We start from the raw sequence: 24,679 nt of genomic DNA on the forward strand, positions 1-24,679 counted from the left end.
CTTGGGCCAAGATTGTACGGGCCGCCGTTCGAGGTCAACCGCGGTTCGCCATCCGCCGGAACAAAAATCGCGTAACCCCCACACCGGGCAGCCGTCCCCAGCAGGTCCGGCCCAGGTCGGTCGATCCCGCCCCGGCCCAGGGGGAAACCAGCAGGAGGAGCCCGGCCAGCAGCACCATCGGCAGGAAAACGATCGTGAAGATGAAATAGGTGCCGACGTGGAAGAGGATCATCGCCAGACCGACGGGGCGCAGGAGCTCGGGACGGAACGCGGCCCAGAGGGCGGCGATCTGCAGGTAAATGACCCCCAGATAGAGGATCCAGCCGACCCAATGATGGTCGATCAGCCAGACGGCGACGGCGTTCGAGGTCTGCGTCTGGTTGAGGCGGTCGGCGATCTGGTTCGAGAGGGAGTAGGGGTTGAGCACCGACGTCTCCCCGTTCCACAACTGCCAGAGGCACCCCCCCACCTTCGACATCCCCGACATGAAGTAGATGTAGAGCAGGAGGAACGTCGCGAGCCAGACGACGTGGAGGAACTGCTGCCGCACCGCCCGGTTCCGCTCCGTGAAGCCGCCCCGGGGAAGGAGGACGAAGATCAGCGAGACGAGGACCCAGCCATGCATGCTGTGGCCGATCTTCCCGAAGGAGTTGCCGTAGGCGACATACTCGAGGACGCCGACGAAGGCCGCCGCCCGCGCCCACCGCTGCTCCGGAAAGGCGAGGGCGGCGATCGCCCCGAACAGGTAGAGCGAGAGGATCGCCGTGATCCCCTCCCCCGAATGGAGCCACGCCACCGGCCAGAGCGGCGCGACGGGGACCCGCCCGACGATCCCTTCCCATCCGGGAATGAGCGAGGCCGCCAGGTAGACCAACCCCGCATAGAAGCACCGCACCAGGACGCGGGCGTTCCCCCACGCCTCCGTCTGGCGGCGGAACGGGGAAGGAACGGGAGCCGGAGCTTCCGTCGGTTGGGAAAACCAACGCCGGACCGAGCGGAGGAAGAAAAACGGATTCATGGGACGAAGAAGGTGCGAAGGGGGGTTTCCCGGGCCGGTTGCTTCGTCTTCCAGAGGGTGATCGGATCGGCCTCGACGGCGGTCAGGCCGTAGACCGTGCCGGGCTCCATCGCAGCTTCCAGATAGCCGCGCTGCCGGACGACTTCCGCCTCATTCCCCTCCCGGCAGGCCCTCCCCAGCCGCTGAATGACGCGGAAGAGGACGACCGAGCGGGGGTTCCGGACGACGCCCTCGGCCTGGTTGAAGGGGAGCGGCGGGGCGAACCATTTCTCCCCCACCCGCTCGATATAGACCTGATAGCCCTTCCCGTTCGGCTCCACGGGGAAGAGGATCCAGGAATAGAACGGGAAAACCTCGAGCAGCGGTGTCCCGAGGGCGGCGAAGCCGAGGAGCGCCGCGGCGGCCAGCCCGACGGCTCCCCCGACGACGAGCCGTCGGTAGGCTCGCCAAGGAGTCCGGGGGCGACGAAGGGACATCGGACGAAAATAAAAAGCGCCGGACGGCTTGGCGAGGTTTTACTTGGTTTTACTTTCTGGGGAAAACCCTCATTCTCCCCGGATGGCACGGATTCTTTACGGCGTGATGGGCAACACCCACGGCCACCTCATGCGGACGCTCTCCCTCGTCAACCGGATGCCGGAGCATGAATTCATCTTCGTCGGCGGCGGCAAGGTCGCCCTCGCCATGGCCGCGATGAAGAAGTGGAAGTGCCTCGATGTCCCCGTCCTCCGCACCGTCCACCGGAAGCAGCGGGTCTCCGTTCCCCTGACGATCGGCCAGATCATCCGCTGCCACCTCGCGATGCCCCGCGTCGTCGACAAGATCCAGGGCCTCGTCGAGAAGTGGCAGCCCGACGTCGCCATCGTCGACCGGGAGTTCTTTCTTCCCCTCGCCGCGCAGAAGATGAACCTCGCCTGCTTCTCCGTCGACCACTCCCACGTGATGAAGGCGTGCACCTATCCGGTCCCCGATTCGCAGAAGCTCTCCTGGCGGCTGGCGATGGCGAACGACTATCTCTTCTTCGACCGGACGAAGCACAACCTCAGCGTCTCCTTCTTCCACCCCCCGATGAAGCCGGCGCGGAAATACGTCGTCGACGAGCTCTTCCCCGCCGTCGTCCGCGACGTCGTGAAGACCCGCACCCCCTCGGCCGGGGACCACATCTTCGTCTACCAGACCAGCCCCACCTTCCACCGCCTCATCGCCACGCTGAAGGAACTGAAGCGCCCCGTCATCGTCTACGGCTTCCACAACGAGGACCGCGTCGAGGGGAACGTCACCTTCCGCGCCTACCATCCCGAGCGGATCCTCGACGACCTCGCCTCCAGCGCCTACGCCGTGGTGAACGGCGGCCACAACCTCCTCTCCGAGGCCTTCTACTACGGGAAACCGACCCTTTGCTTCCCCGTCCACACCCTGTTCGAGCAGTTCATCAACGCCTGGCACGTGAAGGAAATGGGCTTCGGCGACTACTCGACGACGCTGGAGCCGACCCCCGCCCTCTTCTCCGCCTTCGAGGCGAAGCTCGCCGAATACAGCGCGAACGTGACCGCGAAGTTCCGCGAGGGGACCGACGAACTCGTCGCCCGGATGCGCCACCTCATCGCGAACCCCCGCGAGATCGCCCCGATCAATCCCGGCGAATAGGAAGAGCCGGTGAAAGTCGCCTACCTCTTCATCACCTTCCCCGTCGCCTCCCAGACCTTCCTCCAGCGGGAGATCCGGGGCGTCGCGGCGAGCGGGATCGAGGTCCACGTCCATTCCATGTGGACCCCTTCCGGCGTCCCCGCGTGGGAACCGGTCCCCGGCGTCACCCTCCACACCCACCGCCCGGGCGAGCTTTTCTCCCGGCCCGACCTCTTCCTCGTCGAGGCCGTGCGGCAGCTCGCCCACCTTCCCGCCGGTCTCGCCCACCTCCTCTCCCGCCCTCCCCGCTCCGGCGACGAGTTCAACCACGCCTTCCTCGGCCTCCTCTTCGCCCTGCGGCATGCCGCCGCCTTCCGCCTCGCCGGGTACGATCTGATCCACGGCGCCTGGGCCACCGCTCCCGCCACCGCCGCCGCGATCCTCGGAGCCTTCTGCGGCTTCCCCTTCAGCTTCGGTGCCCACGCCTACGACATCCACCGGCGTGGAGGCGACCGATTCCTCGATGCCAAGCTGAAACGGGCCGCCCTCGTCCATACGACGACGCAGATGAATGTCGATTACCTCTCCGGTCGCGTTCCCGAGGCGCGGGAGAAAATCGTCCTCTCCCGGCGCGGCCTCACCACGCTGCCCCCGCTGGATGAGATCGCCGCCCGTCCCCCGATCCCCGCCGCCGGCCCCGTCCGCATCGTCTCCGTCGGCCGCCTCGTCCCGAAGAAAGGGCAGGCCAGCCAGATCGAGGCGATCGCCCTGCTGCGCAAGGCGGGCATCGCCGCGACGCTCCGCATCGTCGGGGACGGCCCCCTTCAGGCCGAGCTTGCCGCCCGCGCCGAGGCCCTCGGCGTCGCCGACGCGGTGACCCTCACCGGCCATCTTTCCGAGGCCGCCGTCCGCGAGGAATACCGCCGCGCCGACCTCTTCTGCCACTCCGGCATCATCGACAGCGAGGGCGACCGCGACGGCCTCCCCAACGTCATCCCCGAGGCGATGGCCTGCGGCCTCCCCGTCGTCTCCAGCGACGCGGCGGGGACGACCGAGGCGATCCATGACGGGAAGACCGGCCTCATCGCTCCCGGCGGCAAGCCCGAGGCCATCGCCGCCGCCGTGCGGAAGCTGGCGGGCAACGACGCCCTCTGCGCCACGATCCGCGCCGAGGCCCGCGCCTGGGTCGAGGAAAACTTCCTCGTCTCCAAAAACGCCGCGAAGCTCGCCGAGGCCTTCCGCCGGGTTACCTCTTCTCGCCCGTAGGGTAGACGATCACGAGAGGCTTTCCTTCGACGGGCCGTTCCAGACGCGTCCGCACGTCCTGCCCCGCCGGATCCTTGAAGACGATCTCGTAAAAGCCGGGAACGTCGAAGTTGATATCCTCGAACGAGAATGTTCCGTCACTCGCTCTCGGCATAACGCTGGAGCCGAAGGAATGCCTCTCGGAGTGCCGATAGTTTAAACTGATCTCGACGCCCCCGACCGGCTTTCCCTCTCCATCGACCAACGCTCCCTGAACCGGAACCCCCGGATGCCACGTCATGTCCCGCTCGACGATCGGATGGGCTGCATCGACTTCGAGCGCTTCTCCTGCTTCGAAGTGGGTCCCTGCCCACAAAAACACCCGGTAGGTTCCGCCGAACGGAAGCGGCGTCGTTTGATAACGGTCCATCAACATGGCGCTGTCGATGATCGCCTCACCGCTATCGATTCCCTTGTCCTTCAGAACAGAAGGCGCTTTCACCACATCGATGTGAGTGAAGAAACTCTTCGTCGAGGGGCTTCCGTCAGGCAAGACCACCCGGCCCCGGATCACCCCTGCCGGGACCAGGGTGATTTTTTTGGAGAACGTTGCGTCGCTTTCCTTGATATCAAAATCCTCCCTAGGGAACCAATAGCCGAGGAGCCGGTCTGCCGAAACACTCATCCGGTTCGGGGCGGGCACCTCGATCTCCGCGTGCCCCTCGGAAAGCGGAAGATCTTTCAAGACTCCCCTCTGGGCTATCCCCTCTCCCACCCCCGATTCCAAGAAATAGACATGCAACGCCCCGCCGGGCATCGGCTGTCCCCTCCCCGGATTGAGGAAGATCTCGACGTGCGACTTCGTATCCTTCCCTGCCAAATCGAAGACATAGCCCTCGGTATCCTTCTTCAGATTAACGTCGAAGCTTCTTCCGCCGACCTGAAAGGTATAGGGAACCCCGGAAACGAGATGAGACGAAGGAAGTTCATCGAAAGAGAAGAACAGTTCCTCTCCCGAAGACGAAACCGTCAACGTCCCCGCGACATCGTATCCCACCGCCTGGGCATGCCCCAGCTGGGCCATCAGATGACAGATAATCGCCGAAGGCATCGAGCCCGTTCCATCCCTTCCCCTGGGATGAACGATCTTCCCGCTGAATCGCATTCCTTTCTCCAGCGGAAAAGTCTGCTCCAGGACTCCCTCACCGACTCGCAACGGAAAAACGGCCAACGGATAGCCTGCCGCTTTCACATAAACGCGATATCCCATCTCCTCGCTGAGATCGTTGACGACGAAACGGCCAGCCTCATCCGAATGCGCCAAGATTTGGGGTTCATAATCGATGCCGTAGGAGGAATGGACACTTCCATTCGATTCCAATTCCGCCGCCATCTGCACCTCCGCCCCGGCAACCGGTCTTCCACTCTCCTCATCGACGATGATGCCCCGCGCAGGAATCGACGGACGCAGGACCACGTCGATCAGCTTGTCCTCCTCCCATGCATGGTATTCGGCGACGATTTTTTGCCAGCCGGGCCGGAAGAAAGTCAGCTTGGCCTTGGTATCGACGGCGAATTGTCCCAGGGAAACCGTTCCATCGCTCCCCGTCTGTTCGGAAACCCCGAAATTCGGATCATGCTGTCCTACCCACCCTTCCACCTTCACGCCGGGAAGCGGCGCGCCCGTTTCCGAAACGACCCGAATCCGCGCCGGAATTCCTTTCTTAAACACCACCTCGACCGGGCCAACCTTGCCACCCTCGGCCTTCGGCAGCTGCATCGAGAAAGGGGCGTACCCGGCGGCCCATCCCGAGAGCCACACGAAATCGCCCTTGCCTTTGGCAGCAAAGGTTTCGCCCGTCCGTTGGATGTCGGCAAAGGTTCTTCCGTTTTCGTACCGACTCGTCACGTTGAGCGAGATTTTCCGAGGCAGCGGCAATCCGTCCTCCGTCCGCAAGGTTCCCGATAGGGAGACATCGGCGGCATTCCCGTCCGATTTTTGCCATTCCGGCTCGGAATCCTTGATCGAGGCAATCCGTTCCGCCGCCGTCATCACCTTCGCCGAGAGGAGCGGCAGGAGGAACATCGTTCCCAAATAGAGAGCGACGCCGAGAAAGATCGCCGACACCGCTAGGGTGGCGACGCCCTTCCGAGCACTCCCCTCTCCAACCCCCAAAAGACGGCGTACTCGGGCTAGTAGTTCCCCTTCCCCGCTCGCAGCCAGAGCGAGGGAACCGGCCCTCTCTCCCTCGAACGCGGCCAAAGCCTCGGCATACCCGAGAGCGTCTCCCGACCAGGAGACCACGAGATCGTCACACGCATTTTCCCGCTCCTCCCGCAGGACACGGCTGATGTACCAGACGGCGGGGTGATAGAAGAACAGAGCCTCGCAGACGGCCTGGAGAAGATTGACGAAGGCATCGTGGCGACGGATATGGGCCAACTCATGAAGAAGGATTGCCTCGACCTGCTCGACCGGGAGCGAGGCCATCACGCCCAGGGGGAAGAGAATGACCGGCTTGAACCATCCGGCGACCATCGGAACGGTGACCGCCGCGCTTTCACCGAAGCGAACCAGCCGCGCGACTCCGGCACGCCCGCAGAGGGCGGCGAAGCGATCCCGCCACACCTCGTCGACGGGAAGAAGCGGACTCCGCGCCAAGGCTCGAACGCCGTGCCAGCCACGGGCCAGCCGGATGAGAAAGAAAGTGACGCCCGCGAACCAGAGGGAGGTGAGCCACGGCAGGTAGGGTTCGAGCCGGAGCTTTCCTTCCGCCTGCCACTCGAATGGCATTTCTTTACCCGCTGTCACTGTCGCGAAGGAAACCGGCGTCTTCGCCACCTCTTCCGCCACCGCAACGCGGACCGGGGCCTTTTCCATCCGCGCCGTGAAATCGCTGGAGGCGAAGGTCCACCACGGCAGCACGGCCATCGCGATCAGGGCCGCGCAGCCGACGGTGTAACGGGCCTTCGCCGTCCGCTCCGGCATCAGCGCCAAGCCCAGGCGAAGGCCGAGGGCCAGCAGCGTCCCGATCCAGACGGAATGGATCAGCATCCATCCCAGCCGCTCGCTCCAGGCGCTCATTTCTTCCTCCCCCGCTTTTCCTTCTGCGCCTCGTCGATCAGAGCGCGGATGGCGGCCAGTTCCTCGGGCGAGGTCGGCTTCGCCGAGAGGGCGCGGAGGACGAGCTGGCTGAGGGAACCCCCGAAGACCCGGTCGATCATGCCGCCGACCATCCTCTCCTGGTTTTCCCCCTCGGCCACGGCTGCCGCGTAGATGTGGGTCATCCGCGACTCATCGCGGGTGACGAGTCCTTTCTCGAACATGATCTGGAGGAGCTTCAGCGTCGTCGTGTAGCCGCCCCGGCTTCCCATCGCCTCCCAGATCTGCCGGACGGTCTGCGGACCTCCGCCCCAGAGGGCCTGAAGGATTTCAAGTTCTGCCTGCGTCGGCGGAGTCCGTTTGTCGCTCATTCTCACATCCTACGACGATCTTCGTAAGATAGGCAATCCCAAAGCAACGAACTATTTCGTAGGTTAGCCCGCGCGAAAGAACCCGGAACGAACGGAGGAGAAACCGGGCCTGCCCCGGGTATCGACTACTTCTTGAGGCTGACGCCGGCCTTCTTGCAGGCGGCCTTCAGGGTCTCGACGAAACGCTCGAGCTCTTCCTTCTGGTGAAGGGCGGAGACGGCGGTGCGGATCAGATCCTTTCCGGCAGGGACGCCGGGAGCAATCGACATGACGGTGAAGAAACCGGCATCCCAGAGGGCCTTCCAGACCAGGTAGCACTTTTCCTTGTTCCCGATGACGATCGGGACGGCGGGCGTCGGGCTTTCCCAGTAATCGATCCCGGCCTCGTCGAGGAGCTGGCGGTAGTAGGACGAGTTCGCGAGGAGCCGTTCCTGGTGCTGCGGCTCGGCCTGCATGACGCGGAGGGCGGCGAGGCTGGAGGCGGCGGCGGGCGGCGTCAGGGCGGCGCTGAAGATGATCTGGCGGCACGAGGTGCGGAGATAGTCGATGGTCGCCTTGCTCCCCGCCATGAAACCGCCGGTGCTGGCGAGGGACTTCGAGAAGCTGCCGACGATGAGGTCGATCTTCCCGTTGGCGCCGAAATGGTCGCAGACGCCCCGGCCCTGCTTGCCGAAGACGCCGAAGCCGTGCGCGTCGTCGACGAGGAGGAAGGCCCCGTGCTTCTGGGAGAGTTCGACGAGTTCCGGGACGGGGGCGAGATGGCCTTCCATCGAGTAGACGCCGTCGACGGCGATCAGCTTCGGCTGGGTGGGGCTGAGGCTTTCGAGAAGGGTGCGGAGGGAGGCCATGTCCCCGTGGGTGAAGCGCTCGATGTCGGCGCCGGAGAGCTGCGCGCCGTCCCAGAGGGAGGAGTGGATGCTCTTGTCGACGATGAGGGCGTCGCCCCGGCGGGCGAGGGCCGCGAGGCTGCCCTGGCAGGCGAGGTAACCGGCGACGATGACGTGGCAGGCTTCGGTGCCGAGGAAGGCGGCCATCTCCTCCTCGAGCTCGCGATGGTAGCCGCGGGAGCCGTTGGCGAGACGGGAGCCGCACGAGCTGGTGCCCCACGTGGCGGCGGCCTCCTGCGAGGCGGCGACGACCTTCGGGTGCTGGCTGAGGCCGAGGTACTCGTTGCTGCTCATCATGAGCATCTTTTTCCCTTCCACCTGGAGGTGGAGCCCCTCGACGGCGTCGACGGTATGGTAGAAGGGGTCATACTTCAGCCGGAGCTTGGTATTGACGTCGTCCTCGATCCGGTCGTGGATCGGGCGCGCCTTCTGGGTGGAGAAAAGGGTGGAAAGCATGAGGAGCTGAAAGAGAAAGGGACTAAGCGTCCCGCATCACGGCTTCGGAGTCAACCCCTGCCAGGGAATTTGATGGCGGGAGGCGTAATCGGCAAGTTCGGCCTGACGGGAAGTGAGGACGGCACGGACGATCGACGAATCGTCCGCGTGGGCGTCGGAAGGAAGCTCGCCCGAGATCATGTCGATGTGCTTGTGGACGTAGAGGAGGACGAAGGCGGCCTCGGCGGCGACGACGTAGGGAATCTGTTCGTCAACCCCTTCGGCGAAGTCCTCGACGAGACCGGCGAGGAACTCAAGCTGCTCGAAGAGATGGGGAAAGGCGGGGGCGGCGATCTGGGTGAACTCGACCTTGAGCAGGGGAAGCTTGAGCAAAAGGCCCTTCACCGCGGCAGGGGTCACTCGGACGGCCTGCTTTTTGACATATTCCACACTTTCGGGCATCCCAATTTTTAAAGGCGGAACGGTGGAAATGCCAAGCCCAATCCGGGAAAATAATTTCCCGATCAAAACCATCTCCCGAAAGAGATCTCGGCTAAGTCGAAGAAAGCGCCCGGACGATGATCTCGACCCGGCGGTTTTTCTGCTGCTGCTCGATGGTTCCGGTGGTCGGGACGACGGGGCGCGTCGCGCCGTAGCCCTTGGCCGAGACGCCGAATTTCGCCTCGGGCAACCGCTGCCGGAGCCACATTTGGACGGCGGAGGCGCGGTCGAGGCTCAGCTTCTGGTTGTAGTCGTCCTTGCCGAAGGAGTCGGTGAAGCCGTCGACCTCGACGTCGGCGCGGAGATATTTCCCGATGTATTTCAACGCCTGCCCCAGCACCGCCTCGGCACCCGGCCGGAGCTGGGCGGAGTCGAAGTCGAAGAGAATGTCGGTCGGCAGAGTGAGGACGACGGGCTGGGGAAGGTTCGGGTTGAGCGTCGGGGGCGGGGTGCGGAACTGGAGTCCGATCTGCTCCGGGGAGGGCAGCGCCGAGGGGGCGGGAACGGGGTCCCCTCCCCGGCCCTGGCCGGGCAGGCTCGAGCCGATGGCGGTCGGGTTCCCCGGCGCGGGGAGGGTCGCGGCGGGGACCGTCGCCGGGACACCGGGCGTCGTCGGGGCGAGGGTGAATTTGGAGATTTCGGCATCGAGCTTCGCGTGGTCGTCGAGCGCGTAGGGGCTGACCGAGGCGGGCGGCGCGGGAACGACGGGAGTGAAGGCGGGGAGGCTCCCCGGCCCTTCCAGCGGGAGGGAGGTCGAGGGCGAGGGCGCGCCGAGCAGGCCGTGGTCGACCATCTGGGGAGAGGGCTCGGGCAACCGCGAGGGGGCGTTCTGGACGACCTGCGGCGGCGGGGGGACGGGGGTCGGCGGCGGCTGGTCGATCGCCGTCGGCGGGATCTCGACCCGCTTCACCTGGGTCGGCTGCGTCATCCGGCCTTTCTCCGCCGGGATCGCGAGACGGCCGACGTGGAAGCTGTCCGAAACGTAGAAGAAGGCTCCATGGACGGCCAGCGAGAGGAAGAGCGCGACGGGGACGACCCAGCGCCGCCGCCCGATGGCGGGGGGACGCCAGAACGTCGATGAGAAAAGAGGTGCCGTGGCCATGCGAACTTACTCCCCAGTATCGTTGAAAGCGGGGTACCCGTCCCGCAATTTTTTCCGGAATCCTTCCGCCTGCGCCTTCTCCCCGGCGAGGTCGGCGGCCTGCGCGGCGGCGTTCAGGGCGCGGGGCGTGATGACGTCGTCCCGGTAGATGAGGCTGAGGGTGGCGAACGATTTCAAGGCGTCGCCATACTGCTTCTGCGCCAGGTGCCAGCGCCCGGTCAGGTAGCGGGCCTGGGCGTTGTTCTTCCCCTCCGGTTCCTGGAGGAGGACCTTGTCGAGGTTCTCCTTCGCGCCGGCGAAGTCCTTCCCCTCCCCGATCTGGGCCTCGGCGAGGGCGAGGAGGACGGGGGAGGTCTCGGCGCTCTTCGCCTCCTTCGCGCGGAAGGTCTGGTAGCTGACGACCGCCGCGGGCCACCGCTTCAGCTTCCGCTGGGCCTCGGCCAGTTCCCACCACGCGGAGGCGAGGTAGGTCCCCGCCGCGGGATGGACCGTCACCGCCGCGTACCAGACGGCGGCAGCCTCGGGATGTCCGGCGTCGGCCTCCTGCGAGCCCATCCAGTAGTAGAGCCCGGCAGGGACGCGGATTTCCTTCGACTGCGGGTCGGCGGCGTTCGTGAATCCGTCGTAATCGCGGACGAGGGCCTCGGTCTTATCGAGATCCTTCTTCTGCCACACGATCCAGAGGAGGCGGTAGGTCGCCGGAATCTGCCACGCCTTCGGATCGCCCGCCCGCGCCTGGGCGAGGAGGGGCTCGGCCGAAGCATAGTCCCGCGCCGCGAAGGCCTCGGCCCCCAACGTGTAGGCGGCGAGCGGGAGGAGCTTGCTGCCGGGAAAATCGGAGACGATCTGGCGGAAGGCGGCGAGCATCCCCTCCTTCGCCCCCGGCGTGTTGTTCGCGGCGAGGCGGGCGTCGAGGACGGCGATCCTCTCCGTCGCCATCTGGACCTCGGGCGATTTGGGCGAGGCCGCCTTCGCCACCTCGGCCCACGCGGCGACGGCCCCGGCGGCGTCGGGGACGTTTTCGAGGGCGACGGCGCGGCACTGGCGGGCGGAGAATTCGAGCGCCGCCGTTTCCTTCCTTCCGCCCTCTTTTTTGATGAACAGGGCGAAACCGTCGGCCGCCGCCTTCCATTCGGAGAGGGCGTAGTGGGCGCGGGGGGCCTCGAAGTAAATCTCGGTCGCCGGGAGGCCGTCGGGGAGGTCCTTCATCCCGGCGAGCTGGTCCCAGATCGGCTTCGCCTCGGCGAAGCGTTTCTGGTCGCTATACCACCGCGCCCGCAGGTAGAGGACCTGCGGCACGACGGGCGAGGCAGGGTAGGCGGAGAGGAAGGCGGCGGTCTCTCCCGGCACGTTGTCGCGGGAGAGCTCGACCTGGGCGATGAGCCGCTCGTAGGCGACGGCGGGGACGAGGCCGTTGGCCGAAAACTGGGAGAGGAAGAGGTCGTAGATCCGGACGGCGTCGGGGAGGTTCTTCAGCCGGTAATGGGAGCGGGCGGCCTCGAGGAAGACGGCGGCGCGGCTCGAATCGAGGAGGCGGTCCCGGCTCTTGTCGAAGAGGGCGACGACTTCCTTGTAACGCTGCTGCCGGTAGTAGAGATCGAGGAGGCCGGTGTTCGCCACCTTCGCATAGGCCCCGTCGGGATCGATCTGGAGGCCGTTGAGGAAGAGCTTCTCCGCCTCGTTCTCGCGGGGCGGATTCTGACGGAGGGCGGCGAGGGCCGCGCGGCTCGCCGCCTGCGCGCGCGCCGCCTTCTCCGTCGGCGCCGAGGCGTTCAGCACGGTCTGCCAGTACGTCTGCGCCCCGGCCCAATCGTCCTTCCTCTCCGACCACTCGGCCAGCATCTGGGCGGCGGCGGCGGTGTAGACGATCGGCGGCGTGCGGCCCGCGAAGTCCCGGAGGATCGCGTTCCCCTCCTCTTCCTTGCCGATCCGCATCCGCGAGGCGGCGGCGAAGAAACGGGCCGCCTCCCGCGTCGCGTCGTCGATCACCGAGGCGGGACCGACCGGGGCGTTGGCGACGCCGTCGAGGAGGGGGAGCGCCCCGGCGTAGTCGCCCTTGCGGTAAAGGATGTCGCCGCGCCGGTAGGAGGCCATGACGGCGAAGGCGTCGCCGGAGTAGGTCTCCGAAAGGAGCTTGAAGACCGAGGCCGCCTCGTCGGTCCGGCCCAGGAGGCGGTAGGACTCGCCGATGCGGAAGAGGGCCTGCTCCCGCTGGCTCTCGGCGAGGGAGGCGAGGAGGTCGGAGTAGGCCAGCAACGCCTCGTCGTAACGCTTGGCCGTGTAGAGCATGTCCGCCTGTTGGAGCTGGGTGTCGAGGAGCGGGCGGACGTCGAGCGTGGCCGCAGTCGTCCCGGCGGCGGACGAGGCCGCCGGGGCGGCGTCCTGCGCCGCGCCGGTCCGACCCAGGCCCAGGACCATCCCGAGGACGAGGGCCGGGGCAAGCCCTCGCGCTCCTCCACGGGCTCTCATGGCTTGGCCGGGGCCGCCGTCGGGACGGGATTGGCGGCGGGAGCGGGAGCCGCGCCGGCGGAGCCGGATCCCTCGGCCCCGGGGCGAAGCGTGGCGAAGGCGATGTTCCACGCGTCGGCGGCGCGGCAGGCGTCGAGGACGGCGACGACGGCCTGGTACTTCGCATCGGCATCGGCCCGGACGATGACGGCCTGGTCGGGATACTCCTGCACCACCCCGGCGAGGATCTGCTGGAGCTCGTCAGGGGAAACGGGGCGGCGGTTGAGGTTGATGACGCCGTCCTTCGTGACATTGACGATCACCTCGCCCGGGAGCCGCTTCGGCTCCTTGCCCTGCTTCGCGGTCGGCACCTTCACGTCGATGTCGGCCTCGTACCGGGCCAGGTTCCACGTGAGGATGAAGAAGCAGAGCAGGAAGAGGACGACGTCGATCATCGGCGCCAGCTGCAGGCCGATTTGCTCCGTGACGATGCGGCGGCGGAAATTCATTGGGAAAAGGAGGGGGAGAAAGGGACTAGCGCCGCTTCTTCATCAGGATGATCTCCTGCACCCGGGCCGTCGTCGCCACCTCGAAGACCGAGATCAGCGATTGGACGCGGCCCCGGAAGTAGGAATAGAAGAACATCGAGGCGATGCCGACGATGAGCCCCGCCGCCGTGGCGACGAGGGCCTGGGAGACGCCCCCGGCCAGCATCATCGTCCGCATCGTCAGCGCCTCGGTCGCGATCGTGCCGAAGGAACGGAGGATGCCGACCACCGTGCCGAAGAGGCCGAGCATCGGGGAGAGGACGCCGATGTCGAGGAGGTAGACCACGCGCTGGTTGAGCATCGCGGCGATCCGCGCCCCCTCGGACTCGGCGATCGCGGCGATCGCGTCGGGATCGGCGTCCTTCCGGCGGTAGGTGAATTCGAGGACCTTGGAGAGCACCTCGGCGAGCGCCTCCGGGCGGTCCTTCAGGTAGGCGGCGAGGCCGGAGAGATCCTCGTCGGCCAGGTAGGCGTCGATCCGGTTTTCCAGCTCGTCCTGGGTGATCGCCTTCCGGCGGAGGGTGAAGAAATAATAGCCGATCAGGAAAACCGCCGCGATCGAGGCGAGGAAAAGGGGCATCATCACCAGCCCCCCCGCCTTCAGAAGCTCCCAGAGGGAGAGCGCCGAAACGGGGCCAAGGACATCGGTGGGGGCAGAAGCCGGAGTCGAAGCGGCCTGAGCCAGAAGGGGATAGAAGAGGGAAGTCATACCGGGATGCTCTTCCATACCCTAGAAAAGGAGGCTTTACCACCTGGAAAAGACTCCTTTCCATCCCCTCTCCCTTTCGACGCCTATAAAGTAGCAAATGCAAGACTTGCCTATTCTAGGAAATGTCACTAGTGTCGTGGGCCAGTGAAATATCGTACCATCCTGCTCTTCGGCGCCCCCGGCTCCGGCAAGGGCACTCAGGGCAAGATCTTAGGTAACATTCCCGGGTTTTGGCATTGCGCCTGCGGCGACGTCTTCCGTTCCCTCGATCCCCAATCTCCTCTCGGCGAAGCCTTTCTCAAGTATTCGAGCCGGGGCGAACTCGTTCCCGACGACCTGACCGTCAGCCTTTGGGCCGAGCAGCTCGCCAAGGTCGAGGCCTCGGGCCGCGTCAGCGCGGAGTCCGACATCCTCGTCCTCGACGGCATCCCCCGCAACCTGCCCCAGGCGAAGATCCTCGCGGAGAAACTCGACATCCGCCACGTCTACCACCTGAGCTGCCCCGACCGGGTGAAGCTCGTCGCCCGCCTGAAGCGCCGCGCCCTCAAGGACAACCGCCTCGACGACGCGAACGAGCAGGTCATCACCCAACGCCTCCTCACCTACGAGGAAGAGACCAAGCCGGTCCTCGACTTCTTCGGCGAGAAGATGACGACCCACGTCGACGCCCTCCAGTCCCCCTACCAGGTGCTGCGGGACATCCTCAAGACGCTCGATTTTTAACCGAACCGCGCGGCACGAAAAAGGGCTTCCCGGAAGGGAAGCCCTTTTTGCGTATGCAGCAAAAAACTAGAGCGCCGTCCCCTTGATCTTCTTCACTTGCGCCTCGGCCTTCGCTTTCAACTCCTGCGCGTAGGCGGCGTAAAGCTGATTCGCATAGGCCGTCGTCTCGGCGTCGGCACGGCGTTGGGCGGCGCTCCGCGCCGAGAGCTGGCGCTGGTAATCGGCGTCCTGCGCCTTCTTCAACTTGTCGGCATCGTTCGACTTCGAGACGATGTCGTAGATCCCGCCGAGGACGGCCCCGCCGAGGGCACCCCATCCGGCCCCCTCCCCTCCTCCGGCGAGGGCACCGATCCCGGCTCCGCCGACCGCACCGCCGCCGACGCGCATCCCGGTCTTCGTCGGCTCGCCCGAGCCGTTGCCGCCGAACTTCGACGTATCGCGCCGCGCATCGGGAACCTCGGCGAGCTTCGCCCGGCGGAAGTCGCCGATCTGTTTCTCGATGACGCCGACCCGTTCGCCAAACCCGGCGAGGGCCGTCTTTTCCGACGCCGCCCCCGTTTCCAGCGCATCGGCGGAGCGGATCAGGCGGGCCGCAGGCGTTCCCTTCCGGTTTCCGTCGAGGAGGCCGTATTCATAAGCGCCGTTCGCCTCGAAGTGGATCGGATCGGCATCGATGACCTTCCAGACGCCTTCCTCCTTCACCGCCTGGTTGACCTTCCACGTCACCTCGGCCGACTGCCCCTTCGCAAGGAGAAGGGTCCGGTCATCGGGCCGGTAGGCGAAGCCCGGCGGCAGATCGTCGGCCAGGACGAGCAAATCGACGAGAGGCTCCGCCAGGGACGGCATCGGGGCGAGCGTGGGCGCGGGCTCGGCAACGACCGAAACCGCGTAGACATCGTCCCGCGCCTTCAGCTTCACCGCATAGAGGACCGCGACGCCGTCCCCGTCCTCGCCGGGAGTGAGGGACAGGGGGCGCAGTGCGGCGATGCGGAGGTAATCGGGCAGCCGCCGCTGGAGCGCGGCGCGGACCGCCTTCTCGCTCGGCAGCTTGAAACGGGCGTCCCACCAGCCGACCTTCTGCTTCGCCTCCTCGCCGAAGAGGTGGAGGGAACCGGTCCCGGCGGTGTTCGAGACGAGGGCCGTCTCCTTGCGGCTCCACGCCGCGAAATCGTTCGTCCGCTTCCGCGCCGTATGGATCTCGTCGTCGGACGTTGATCCGGGCATCGACCCGCAGAACAGGAAAATCCCCCCGGCGACGAGCGCCACCGAAACCGCACCGACGATGCCCAACACTTTGGGGTTGCGGAACCAAGGTGCTCCGACCCTCCCCTCCCCTTCGCCGTCCGTCGCGCCCATCAGGCCTCCATCTCCTTCGGATCGATCCCGACCGAGGCGGCCCAGGCGCGGTAGGCATGGGGCGTGATTTCCGACGGCTTGATCTCGCTCCGGCCGCCCCAGAAGATATTCGTGTAGGCGACGGGAATGCCCGACTCGGCGAGGTGGGCGTCGATCGCCGCCTTGTGCTGGCGGACGACCTCCTTGTCGCTGCCATGGGCCACGGCCATGATATTGACGCTCTTGAAGTCGGGACCGCCCTCGCGCCAATAGGCATGGGTCAGGATGTGGAAGCGGCCGACCTGGCGGCCCGCCTCGATCTCCCGCCCGGCGGGGACGGCCCAATGGAAGAGGGCGTTGAAGCGGGTCACCCGCTCCCCGGCGGCGTTCGCCTTCACGTGTTCGAGGAAGGTCGAGAAACGGCCGATCACCTTCCGCCGGTTCAGATCCTCGGCGACGGCGATGAACTCCTCCAACGGGATCCCGGCCTCGGCGGCCCGGGCGGTCCAGATCTTCTCGACGATTTCCTCGGGCTCGAATTCCCGCTTCAGCGTCGTCAGCACCCGCCATTCGAGGTCGCTCAATTCCTGGACCGTCACCGGATGCATCACCGCGTCGGCCTCCCCCTTCGATCCGAAGGGAATATCGCGCCGCCGCACGTGGCCGACGCCTAGAGCGAAAATCCCCTTCGCCGGCATCAGGCGGAAGCTCTCCGCCCCGATCTTCCGCCGCAGCCATTCGGCATGCTTCGGCATCGAGTAGCCCTGCGGCACCTTCAACGTCGTCCAGAGCTTGTATTGGGACCCGGCGGTCTCGGCGTCGGTCGAGCGGACGACGACGTGGCCGCTGAAGGGATCGTGCTTGAAGAGGTAATCGAACCCGGCCTCGATCTGCTCCTGCCCCACTTCCCAGGCGACGAGGGCACCGGGGGCGAGGTCGGTCGCCATGAGGGTCTGCCGGACGCGGCGGATCGTCCCGGCGCGGAGCATCGCGCGGATCCGCCCGATCACCGTCTCGATCCCGATGCCGGAGAGCGCGGCGATCTCGGCGATGGGGGAGCGGTTGAACCCCGAAATCCGGTCCTCGGAAACGGCGAGGATCGCGGCGTTGACCGGATCGTGGGTGCTGATGGGGATGGCTTCGGCGTCGGGCGCGGTCAGGGACATGATGGAAGGCACGATAGCCCTTCCCTCCCCCTCCGAACAAGCCAAACCGGGTGCGGCAAAATGGCGGGCGGGATCGCCCCGAAGCGGCCCTTGGCGGCTTGATCTTGTCCCCGCTTTGCTCCAGTTTGCGCCATGCCTCTTTCCTATATCCTGCTCCAGGCCCACAGCGGCGTCCGCTGGCTCGTCCTCGCCGCCGGCCTCGTCTCGGTCTCCCTCACCTTCATCGGGTGGAAGTACACGCGCCCCTGGACCAGGGCGGCCAAGATCGCCGGAACCTCCTACGTCGGCTTCCTCGACCTCCAGCTCCTCCTCGGCATCCTTCTCTACGCCATCGATCCCCTCACCCGCGCGTTCTGGCAGGCCCCGGGCGAGCACATGAAGGACGGCAACATGCGCTTCTTCGCCATCGAGCACGTCACCTTCATGGTGCTGGCCGTCGCCCTCGCCCACGTTGGCTCCGTCCTGGCGCGGAAGGCGACGACCGACGAGGCCAAATACAGCCGCCTCTTCTTCTTCCACGTCGGCTCCTTCCTCCTCCTGCTGGCCGGGATTCCCTGGCACCGGCTGGCGGCGGCAGCCCAATAAGGGCACCGCTTCCGGGCACGAAAAAAGGCGCACCCTGCGGTGCGCCTTTTTCGTTGCGAAAGCCGAAGCCTAGGTCGTGTTCTAGATCCGGGAGAGGATCTGGTCGCCCATCTCGCGGGTGTTGACCCGGGTCAGCCCCTCGCTCCAGATGTCACCGGTGCGGTAGCCCGCGGCGATCGTCTCGTTGACGGCCTTCTCGATGGCCAGGGCCGCGTCCTCGCGCCCCAGGCTGAAGCGGAGCAGGAGCGCCGCCGAGAGGATCTGGGCGATCGGGTTGGCGATCCCCTTCCCCGCGATGTCGGGGGCGGTGCCGCCGCTCGGCTCGAAGAGGCCAAACTTCCCGCCCGCGCCGAGGGAGGCGCTGGGGAGGAGGCCGAGAGAACCGGTCGCCGCCGCAACCTCGTCGCTGAGGATGTCGCCGAAGAGGTTCTCGCAGAGGAGGACGTCGTACTGGGCCGGGTTCTTGATGACCTGCATCGCGGCGTTGTCGACGTAGACGAAGTCGAGCGTCACGTCGGGATACTGCGGGGCGATCGCCTTCACCGTCTTGCGCCAGAGGAGGCTCGATTCGAGGACGTTTGCCTTGTCGACAAGGGTGACGTGCTTCCGGCGGCCCTGCGCGGCCTTGAAGGCCGTGTGGGTGATCCGCTCGATCTCGGGCGTCTCGTAGACGAGGGTGTCGACGGCCCGCTCGCCGCGCTCGGTCTTCGTCGTTTCCTTCGGGAGGCCGAAGTAGAGGCCGCCCGTCAGCTCGCGGACGACGAGGATGTCGAAGCCGTTCGGGATGAGCTTGTTCTTGATCGGCGAGGCCTCGATGAGCTGCGGGTAGCAGATCGCCGGGCGGAGGTTCGCGTAGAGGCTGAAGATCTTCCGCAGGGGGAGAAGGGCGGCCCGCTCGGGCTGCTCGTTCGGCGGGAGGGTCTCCCACTTCGGGCCGCCGACGGAGCCGAAGAGGATCGCCTCGGCGCGGCGGCAGACCTCGACGGTCGACTCGGGGAGGGCCTTGCCGTGGGCGTCGATGGCGGCGCCGCCGACGAGGGCCTCCTCGAAGGAGAACGAAAGTCCGAACTTCGCGCCGACCTTCTCGAGGAGGGGGAGCGTGACGGCCATCACTTCGGGCCCGATGCCGTCTCCGGCAAGGACCGCGATCTTGTGCGTGGAACTCATGTCAGAAGGGGAAGACGATTTCGCCTACTTGGCGGCGATCATCCCGGCCTTCCGGGCGTAGTTGAAGATGCCGCCCGCCTCGACGACGGGGCGGACGTCGCCCAGCGGCTTCAGCGGGTAGGTCTTGCCGTTGGCGCGGACCTCGTCCTTGTCGAAGTCGACCTCGACGTGGTCGCCCGTCTTGATCACGTCGACGAGGCGCTCGTTCGACTCGTAGGGGAAGACCTCCCCCGTCGCGATGCAGTTGCGGAAGAAGATGCGGGCGTAGGTCTCCGCGATGGCGACCTTGCACCCCGCCGCGCCGAGGGCGATCGGGGCGTGCTCGCGGGAGGAGCCGCAGCCGAGGTTCTTCCCGGCGATGAGGACGGCGTATTCGGTCTTGGTCTTCCCCTCGGCGACGAACTTTTCCTTATACTCGCCCTCGGGGAGGCCGATCATCGCGTAGGAGCCGAGCTTGTCGTATTCGGCCGGGACGGTGGGGACCAGCATCAGGTACTGGGCCGGGATGATCTGATCGGTATCGATGTTGTCTTTGACGACGAACGCGGGGCCGGAGATGAGTTTGCTCATAATATTATGCGAAGTGGTGCGGGGAAGGAGGGGCTATTTAACTCCTTTTCCCCTTCCCTAGCAAGGCCCTGTTTGTTTCTCCCGGCTTGAGAAACAGGGCTTTTGCGACTATCTTACCCTTATGGACATGAATCCGCTGGTGACAGTCGCCTCCTTTTCGAGCCTTGAAGCGGCGGTGGCGGTGAAGGGATACCTGGAAGACCGGGGTATCCCCGCCTTCGTCCCCGACGTGATCGAACCCCAGAGAGACTGGGACGGCCCGACCCCTTTCTCCCTCCCCCTGAACAACATCCCCGTCCAGGTCACCGCCAGCTGCGAGGAAAGAGCCTCCCGCTTCATTTCCGACTTTTTCCGGACGACTTAGAGCCTGTTATGCAGGCTACCCTCCCAGTTTTCCCTTCAGGTAGCCCTTGATCCAGGGCAGATGGCCGCTGGCAAGATAGGCGGTCAAATCCTCCTTGAAGGCGGGATTCCGCAGGATCAACGGCAAGACCTGCCAGCGCAGCGCCTCGTCGTCGAGCTTGTCGAAGATCCAACCCAATTGGCCCGCCGCCTCAGACCAGAGCTCGGGAGCGGTTTCCTGCCTCAGCAAGGCGTCCGCGTAACCGAGGGCCCCCGCCCAATCCTGCCGGGAAAGTGCCGCCTCGGCCCGGAGGGAGATCAGGGCGTTGGGGAAGGTCGGCGCGGGGAACTCCCGCTCGTAATCCCGGAAGGCCGCCTCGACCGCCGGACTATCGAAAGGGGACGCCCGCCAGAAACGGCGGCTCGCCGTCCAGTCCCAGTGATCCCCGGCGGGCCAAGCGAGATCGATTCCGACCTGCTGGAGTCGGCTCCCCAGAATCAATCCCCGCAGGCGCAACAGGGCGGCCGCCTCCCGCTTCGGGCTCGAAGGATAGGCGGCAAGGAAGGCCGAGGCTTCCCGCATCAGCGCCGGGTAATCGCAGCCGGCATAGGTCAAGGGAGCGCCGTTCTTGTCGACTCCCTTCGCCTCGAGATCGATGCGGACGCTGGCCGTGATCGCGAGTCGGAGAAAGGCGGTGAAATCCCGGATCGGGGCGGCTCCTTTTTTCGCCTCCAGGGCGTCGACGGCGGCCAGGCACGTTCCGGCGTCGAGCCGCTCTCCATACCACCCGTCGTCGCTCCGCCGGAGAAGCAGGAGGCGAGCCCTGACATACTCGGCGACAATCGCCCGATCGAGCTTCGGAACGCGGGAAAGGAGAAGGAGGTCGTCGAGTAAATTGACCTCATGGAATGCCGCCGGCGCCCGCTCGCGGAGCCCCTTGAGCTCCCGCTGGAAAGCCTCCGCGTCGAGGGAGAGGGCCTTTTCGGGAAGGGCCTCGAGGCGGCGACGATACTCTTTCCCGTCGGTTCCGTCCCCACTCCGATTGTCTCTTCCCGGACGGGAAAGATCCCACTGCGTCTCGGTATAGGTCGAACGTCCGTTCACCCTCCGGGAATCGAGGTCGACATCGGAGGTCACGAAGAAAGACCCGCTCTTCATCCCTTCCAACGGCAATGACCAATAGACCGCGGCCCGCTTCGCCTCGGCGGAGGCGGGATAAAGGGAAAGGAGTCGGTCGTAGAGCGGACGGGTTCCCTCGATCGAGCCGTTCTCGACCGCCCGGCCCAGGGTATAGGGGGAAACCGAGGCGATCCGCCTCGCCGCATCGATCTCCGCCCAGAGCGCCTTCGGGGTGAGTTCTCCCTTCGGATCGATCTCCTCCGTCTTCCGCCACCAGCGGACGGCGTGGAGAAGCTCCTCCCGACCGTCGAGCTCGGCCTGCATCGTGGCGGCGGGGAAGCCGAGGGCCTGGCCGTTTTGCAGGCGCAGGCTTCCGGCCCCGGCCCCCTCGCCGTCGAAGAGGATGCCGCGGCATTCCGTCCCGTCGAGCGGGAACGGGAGCGCCTGCTTCCGGCGCGTTCTCCACCAGTCGGCCATCTCCCACGCGCCGGAGGCCGTCGCCCCGGCCTTGGCCGTGAGGTGCTCCTGCTTCGCGGCCCGTTCCTCCAGTTCGCGCCGCTTCCCGGCATAGCCCTCGAAACGGGCGGCCATCCGGAAATCGTCGCGGGCCAGCGCCCGTTGCCGCAAGACGGCGCAAAGATCGTTCCGGAGGTTTTCGAGCGCCGGGTCGGTGTTCTGCAACACCGGCTCCAGCGACTCGATCGGGGCGAAGTTCAGGAGCGCGTCGAGCGCCTGGGCGACCTCGGCATAGGAAGCGCCGGAATAATCGAGCCCGATCTGGGAGACGCTCGCCGGAGGCGTCGTCACCGTCCCGCCGAGACCCGAACGGACCGGAAGGCGATTCCCGTTCAGAGCGGCGAGCTCGAGGAGGGCCTCCCCGTCCTGCTTCCGGTCGTGAAGGACGAGGGCGTAGCGGAGACGGGCACCGCCCCAGAGGGGGCTGCGCGGAAAGGCCCTCAGGAAATCGCGCCAGGCCTGCGTCGCCGCTTCGAGGTCGCCCGCCCGGTGGAGGATCAGGGCGCGGGCGAAGGCGAGGTCGTCGCTCCTCGCCGGGGCCTTCTTCCCGGCCATCGCCACGAGGGTCAGGGCCTGCTTCTGGTCCCCTCCGTCGCTCGCCGCATAGGCGAGGATGGCCAGGGAGCGATCCTGCCAGGCCTCTCCCACATAATCCTTCCGGTGGGCGGCCACCGCCTTCGCGAGGCGGGCCAGCGCCGTCTGCCGCCATGCCTCAGCCCCCTCCGCCTGTTGGCGAAGGGACGTCCCATCCCGACGATATGAATCAGGATCCTTCGGAGCCGTATTCAGGATCAGGTAGGCCACGGCGAGCGCCACGCGGGGCTGGGAGGCCAGGGCGTCGTAATCGGGGGAAGGCTCCGCCGCCCCGTAAATTTCCTCGTCGATGCCGCCCGTCGTGTTGGCCCGGTAGCTCATCCGCACGAGGCTTTTCTCGATCATCGTCACCGCCGGGGCGAAGTCCTCGGGATGGTCCCGATCCTCGGTCTGGTGGAGGAAGTAACCGACCGCCTCGGAGCAATGGCGAAACTCGTAAGCCAAGCCGCCGAGCCAGCCGAGGGCATCGGCCCGATAGCGCCCTTTCGGATAGGCCTTCAGGTAACGCTTGAAGAGGGCCTCCGTCTCGGCCCGTTTCGCCTCCTTCACCTGGAGCGTCAGCCGGTCTCCGTAGACCGTCTGGGAGAAATGGCACCGGGCCTTCATGAAGAGTGCCGCCTCGGCGCGGGGATGCTGTGGGGCCTCGGCGAGCACTTGGTCGAAGTAACGCTCGCTGTCCGTGTCGTTGCCGCCCTTGAAATAGAAGGCGCCGACGACGTAGTCCCAATGAGGGCGCATCTCGGGTGAGGAGGCCTCGGCCAGCTTCATCGCCTCGGCGATTCGGCCGGGGGGGATCAATTTGGGCTCCCACTGGGAGTGGCTCAAACTTTCCACCTCATTCGCCTTCCGCCAGCGGACATAGGCGGCCATCTCCGGCCCCGGGATCGTCCGGGAAAGGCTGAGGTCGTAGAAATCCTGGAGGAGGTTGAGCTCGGACGCCCCGCCGCCCCAACTCCGGCGCGCCCGGATCGCCCCGGCAATCCTCTCCGTCAATTCCGGCGAAGTCCCCTTGGCGAACGCCTCGGTATCGCTCTCCCGGTAAAGGGAGAAACCGTCGTAATCGGAGCGCGGCACGGGCGAAAAGGTCTCCTGGTAGATCTGGCCGATGCTCTTCGCCGGAAGGCGGGCGAGATAGTACGGCAAGACCGGGGGGGCCGCGTCATACCCCCCGCCCGTCGCCCACGCGCAGACGGGCAGGAAAACGAACGAGACGATCAATCGAAGGGATGCCATAGGGAGTCGGAATCGAGTTCCGGAATGCGCCAGCGGAAGGTCGTTCCGGGCGACGGGGGAAGGTGTTCGAGGAAACCGGTGCGGAGAATCGCTCCGGAGGGAAGCTGCCCGAAGCGCAGGGAAAGGGAGCGCGATTCAAGGCCGCCGCCCTTCGATGCCGTGGCGAAATCGCCCGGCACCGCTCCGCGCAAAAAAGGAAGGGAAGCCTCCACCTCCAGGGTGTAACCGAATCGCACCTCTTTGGAGCCTCCCACGAAAGGCATTAAATCGGCTTCCGAGTCGTTTTTCAAGACGATCCGGCCCGCCTCGTCCCATGCGACGCCGAGATGGGGCCCGGGCCGGTCGCCGCGCCCCAGCGCCTGGAGCATCGGCAGGCTGTAACCCGACGCCGCCTCCGCTCCCGGCAACCGGAAATAGAGTACCCCGGAGGCCCCCGCCGCCCGGGCCGCCCCGATTCCCGACGCCAGCGCCCCGGCGTCGGGAAAGCGGAGGACGATCCGTTCTCCCGGGGCGATCGGGGAACCGAACAGCACCCCCTCCCCCGCCACCCTCCCCGCGTCGTCGAGGAACGGCGAACGGAGGAGGCCGCCCCAATCCCATTTCCGGAAGCTCCCCCGGCTCTCCCCCTCCTTCGAGAGCAACGTCAGCCGGGAGAAATTCGGCAGCCCGGCCCGCCACGGCACCGGGCAACCCTTCCAGGCCGCGATCTGCCGGGACAAATCGGGACCGGCGAGCGGCGGAAGGAAGCCATCCTTTCCCACCTGCTCCCGCCCATGGCTCAGGTCGCTCAGGTCATAAAACATCGGAACGATTTCCTCGACGCTTTCCCGGAACAGGGAGGCGCTCCCCGCCCAATGGGCCAAGGCCGAGATCGAGAGGCCCACGGAACGCCCCCGGGTTTTCCATTCCCGGAGGAACGCGGCATAGGTCGGCAGCAGCCGGTCGGGAGCTTCGTAATCGACCTCGATTTTCCGGGCACCCGTCTTCGCGGCAAAGGTGTCGAGGAGCTCGAAGAGCCCCTTGTCGGAGGGCCAATCGGCTCCCGGCTTCAGCTCCAGCCGGACGACGGGGACGATCTCGATCCCCGATCCGGCAACGGCGCGATCAGCCGCTTGCCAGTCGATCTCCACCCGCTCCCCCCAGCGCCATCCCACCCCGTCCGAGACCAGCGTCCCGCCATGCCAATAAAGGGCATGGAGCCCCCTCGCCCGCCATTCCCGGACCTCCTCCCTCACGGGCGGCAGCGTCCGCTGCCAGACCCAGAAGGAAGGCCCTTCCTCGACCGCCTGGAGCGGGAAGAGCATGAAAAAGAAAAAGCCCCCTGCGGAGAGGAAT

The 24,679-nt window shown here is 66.2% G+C and carries 21 protein-coding genes; 5 read left to right on the top strand and 16 right to left on the bottom strand.

Features of this window, described 5'->3' with window-relative positions; genetic code table 11:
• Positions 1–34: 34 nt before the first annotated feature.
• Positions 35–1,018, bottom strand: a complete 984-nt coding sequence (locus BLU04_RS13555) for a hypothetical protein (protein ID WP_093287115.1) — start codon at positions 1,016–1,018, stop codon at positions 35–37.
• Positions 1,015–1,494, bottom strand: coding sequence for a hypothetical protein (locus BLU04_RS13560; protein WP_093287117.1), 480 nt, complete (start codon positions 1,492–1,494; stop codon positions 1,015–1,017). Before BLU04_RS13560 ends, BLU04_RS13555 begins: the two co-directional genes overlap by 4 nt.
• Before the next feature lie 82 nt (positions 1,495–1,576).
• Between BLU04_RS13560 and BLU04_RS13565 the strand changes: the two genes are divergently transcribed.
• Positions 1,577–2,665 carry a glycosyltransferase family protein gene (locus tag BLU04_RS13565; protein ID WP_093287120.1) on the top strand — a complete coding sequence of 363 codons (1,089 nt, stop codon included), beginning with the start codon at positions 1,577–1,579 and terminating at the stop codon, positions 2,663–2,665.
• 9 nt (positions 2,666–2,674) lie between these two features.
• On the top strand, positions 2,675–3,910 hold the full coding sequence (locus BLU04_RS13570) for a glycosyltransferase family 4 protein (protein WP_093287123.1): 1,236 nt from the start codon (positions 2,675–2,677) through the stop codon (positions 3,908–3,910).
• On the opposite strand, the gene BLU04_RS13575 is transcribed toward BLU04_RS13570, so the two are convergent.
• The 8 genes from BLU04_RS13575 to BLU04_RS13610 all read right to left on the bottom strand — a co-directional run bounded on the left by BLU04_RS13575 (position 3,891) and on the right by BLU04_RS13610 (position 13,993).
• A complete protein-coding gene (locus tag BLU04_RS13575) occupies positions 3,891–6,974 on the bottom strand; it encodes a M56 family metallopeptidase (protein ID WP_093287126.1) in 3,084 nt (1,027 codons plus the stop codon). The genes BLU04_RS13570 and BLU04_RS13575 overlap by 20 nt on opposite strands.
• Positions 6,971–7,363, bottom strand: coding sequence for a BlaI/MecI/CopY family transcriptional regulator (locus BLU04_RS13580; RefSeq protein WP_093287129.1), 393 nt, complete (start codon positions 7,361–7,363; stop codon positions 6,971–6,973). Before BLU04_RS13580 ends, BLU04_RS13575 begins: the two co-directional genes overlap by 4 nt.
• A 125-nt stretch (positions 7,364–7,488) precedes the next feature.
• Positions 7,489–8,706: a pyridoxal phosphate-dependent aminotransferase family protein gene (locus tag BLU04_RS13585; RefSeq protein ID WP_093287131.1), complete on the bottom strand. Its 1,218-nt coding sequence runs from the start codon at positions 8,704–8,706 to the stop codon at positions 7,489–7,491.
• A gap of 36 nt (positions 8,707–8,742) precedes the next feature.
• Complete coding sequence (locus tag BLU04_RS16620) at positions 8,743–9,135, bottom strand: hypothetical protein (RefSeq protein ID WP_157895356.1); 393 nt, start codon at positions 9,133–9,135, stop codon at positions 8,743–8,745.
• A 103-nt stretch (positions 9,136–9,238) separates the two neighbouring features.
• A complete protein-coding gene (locus tag BLU04_RS13595) occupies positions 9,239–10,288 on the bottom strand; it encodes an OmpA family protein (protein WP_093287134.1) in 1,050 nt (349 codons plus the stop codon).
• Between the two features lie 6 nt (positions 10,289–10,294).
• Positions 10,295–12,757, bottom strand: a complete 2,463-nt coding sequence (locus tag BLU04_RS13600; protein WP_093287137.1) for a tetratricopeptide repeat protein — start codon at positions 12,755–12,757, stop codon at positions 10,295–10,297.
• Positions 12,754–13,245, bottom strand: a complete 492-nt coding sequence (locus tag BLU04_RS13605) for a biopolymer transporter ExbD (protein ID WP_093287139.1) — start codon at positions 13,243–13,245, stop codon at positions 12,754–12,756. The genes BLU04_RS13600 and BLU04_RS13605 overlap by 4 nt, the downstream gene beginning before the upstream one ends.
• Before the next feature lie 25 nt (positions 13,246–13,270).
• The gene (locus BLU04_RS13610) at positions 13,271–13,993 is read right to left on the bottom strand and encodes a MotA/TolQ/ExbB proton channel family protein (protein ID WP_157895357.1); all 723 of its coding nucleotides are present in this window, start codon (positions 13,991–13,993) and stop codon (positions 13,271–13,273) included.
• 144 nt (positions 13,994–14,137) lie between these two features.
• On the opposite strand from BLU04_RS13610, the gene BLU04_RS13615 reads away from it, so the two are divergent.
• Complete coding sequence (locus BLU04_RS13615) at positions 14,138–14,716, top strand: nucleoside monophosphate kinase (protein ID WP_093287145.1); 579 nt, start codon at positions 14,138–14,140, stop codon at positions 14,714–14,716.
• 66 nt (positions 14,717–14,782) lie between these two features.
• Here the strand turns inward: BLU04_RS13615 and BLU04_RS16855 are convergent, their stop codons facing one another.
• Both BLU04_RS16855 and BLU04_RS13625 read right to left on the bottom strand, forming a co-directional pair.
• The gene (locus BLU04_RS16855) at positions 14,783–15,940 is read right to left on the bottom strand and encodes a hypothetical protein (RefSeq protein ID WP_157895358.1); all 1,158 of its coding nucleotides are present in this window, start codon (positions 15,938–15,940) and stop codon (positions 14,783–14,785) included.
• Positions 15,941–16,071: 131 nt separating this feature from the next.
• On the bottom strand, positions 16,072–17,217 hold the full coding sequence (locus BLU04_RS13625; protein WP_093287150.1) for an AsnC family transcriptional regulator: 1,146 nt from the start codon (positions 17,215–17,217) through the stop codon (positions 16,072–16,074).
• Between the two features lie 132 nt (positions 17,218–17,349).
• Between BLU04_RS13625 and BLU04_RS13630 the strand changes: the two genes are divergently transcribed.
• Complete coding sequence (locus BLU04_RS13630) at positions 17,350–17,802, top strand: hypothetical protein (protein ID WP_093287153.1); 453 nt, start codon at positions 17,350–17,352, stop codon at positions 17,800–17,802.
• Between the two features lie 81 nt (positions 17,803–17,883).
• Here the strand turns inward: BLU04_RS13630 and leuB are convergent, their stop codons facing one another.
• Together leuB and BLU04_RS13640 are read right to left on the bottom strand one after the other, a co-directional pair.
• Positions 17,884–18,969: a 3-isopropylmalate dehydrogenase gene (leuB, locus tag BLU04_RS13635; RefSeq protein WP_093287156.1), complete on the bottom strand. Its 1,086-nt coding sequence runs from the start codon at positions 18,967–18,969 to the stop codon at positions 17,884–17,886.
• 24 nt (positions 18,970–18,993) lie between these two features.
• The gene (locus tag BLU04_RS13640) at positions 18,994–19,539 is read right to left on the bottom strand and encodes a 3-isopropylmalate dehydratase (RefSeq protein ID WP_093287158.1); all 546 of its coding nucleotides are present in this window, start codon (positions 19,537–19,539) and stop codon (positions 18,994–18,996) included.
• A gap of 121 nt (positions 19,540–19,660) precedes the next feature.
• On the opposite strand from BLU04_RS13640, the gene BLU04_RS13645 reads away from it, so the two are divergent.
• Positions 19,661–19,903: a hypothetical protein gene (locus BLU04_RS13645; protein ID WP_093287161.1), complete on the top strand. Its 243-nt coding sequence runs from the start codon at positions 19,661–19,663 to the stop codon at positions 19,901–19,903.
• A 15-nt stretch (positions 19,904–19,918) separates the two neighbouring features.
• Here the strand turns inward: BLU04_RS13645 and BLU04_RS13650 are convergent, their stop codons facing one another.
• The gene (locus BLU04_RS13650; RefSeq protein ID WP_157895359.1) at positions 19,919–23,344 is read right to left on the bottom strand and encodes a hypothetical protein; all 3,426 of its coding nucleotides are present in this window, start codon (positions 23,342–23,344) and stop codon (positions 19,919–19,921) included.
• Positions 23,326–24,648 carry a hypothetical protein gene (locus tag BLU04_RS13655; protein WP_157895360.1) on the bottom strand — a complete coding sequence of 441 codons (1,323 nt, stop codon included), beginning with the start codon at positions 24,646–24,648 and terminating at the stop codon, positions 23,326–23,328. Before BLU04_RS13655 ends, BLU04_RS13650 begins: the two co-directional genes overlap by 19 nt.
• Positions 24,649–24,679 lie beyond the last annotated feature (31 nt).

The organism is Verrucomicrobium sp. GAS474, assembly GCF_900105685.1.
GTDB lineage: Bacteria > Verrucomicrobiota > Verrucomicrobiia > Methylacidiphilales > GAS474 > GAS474.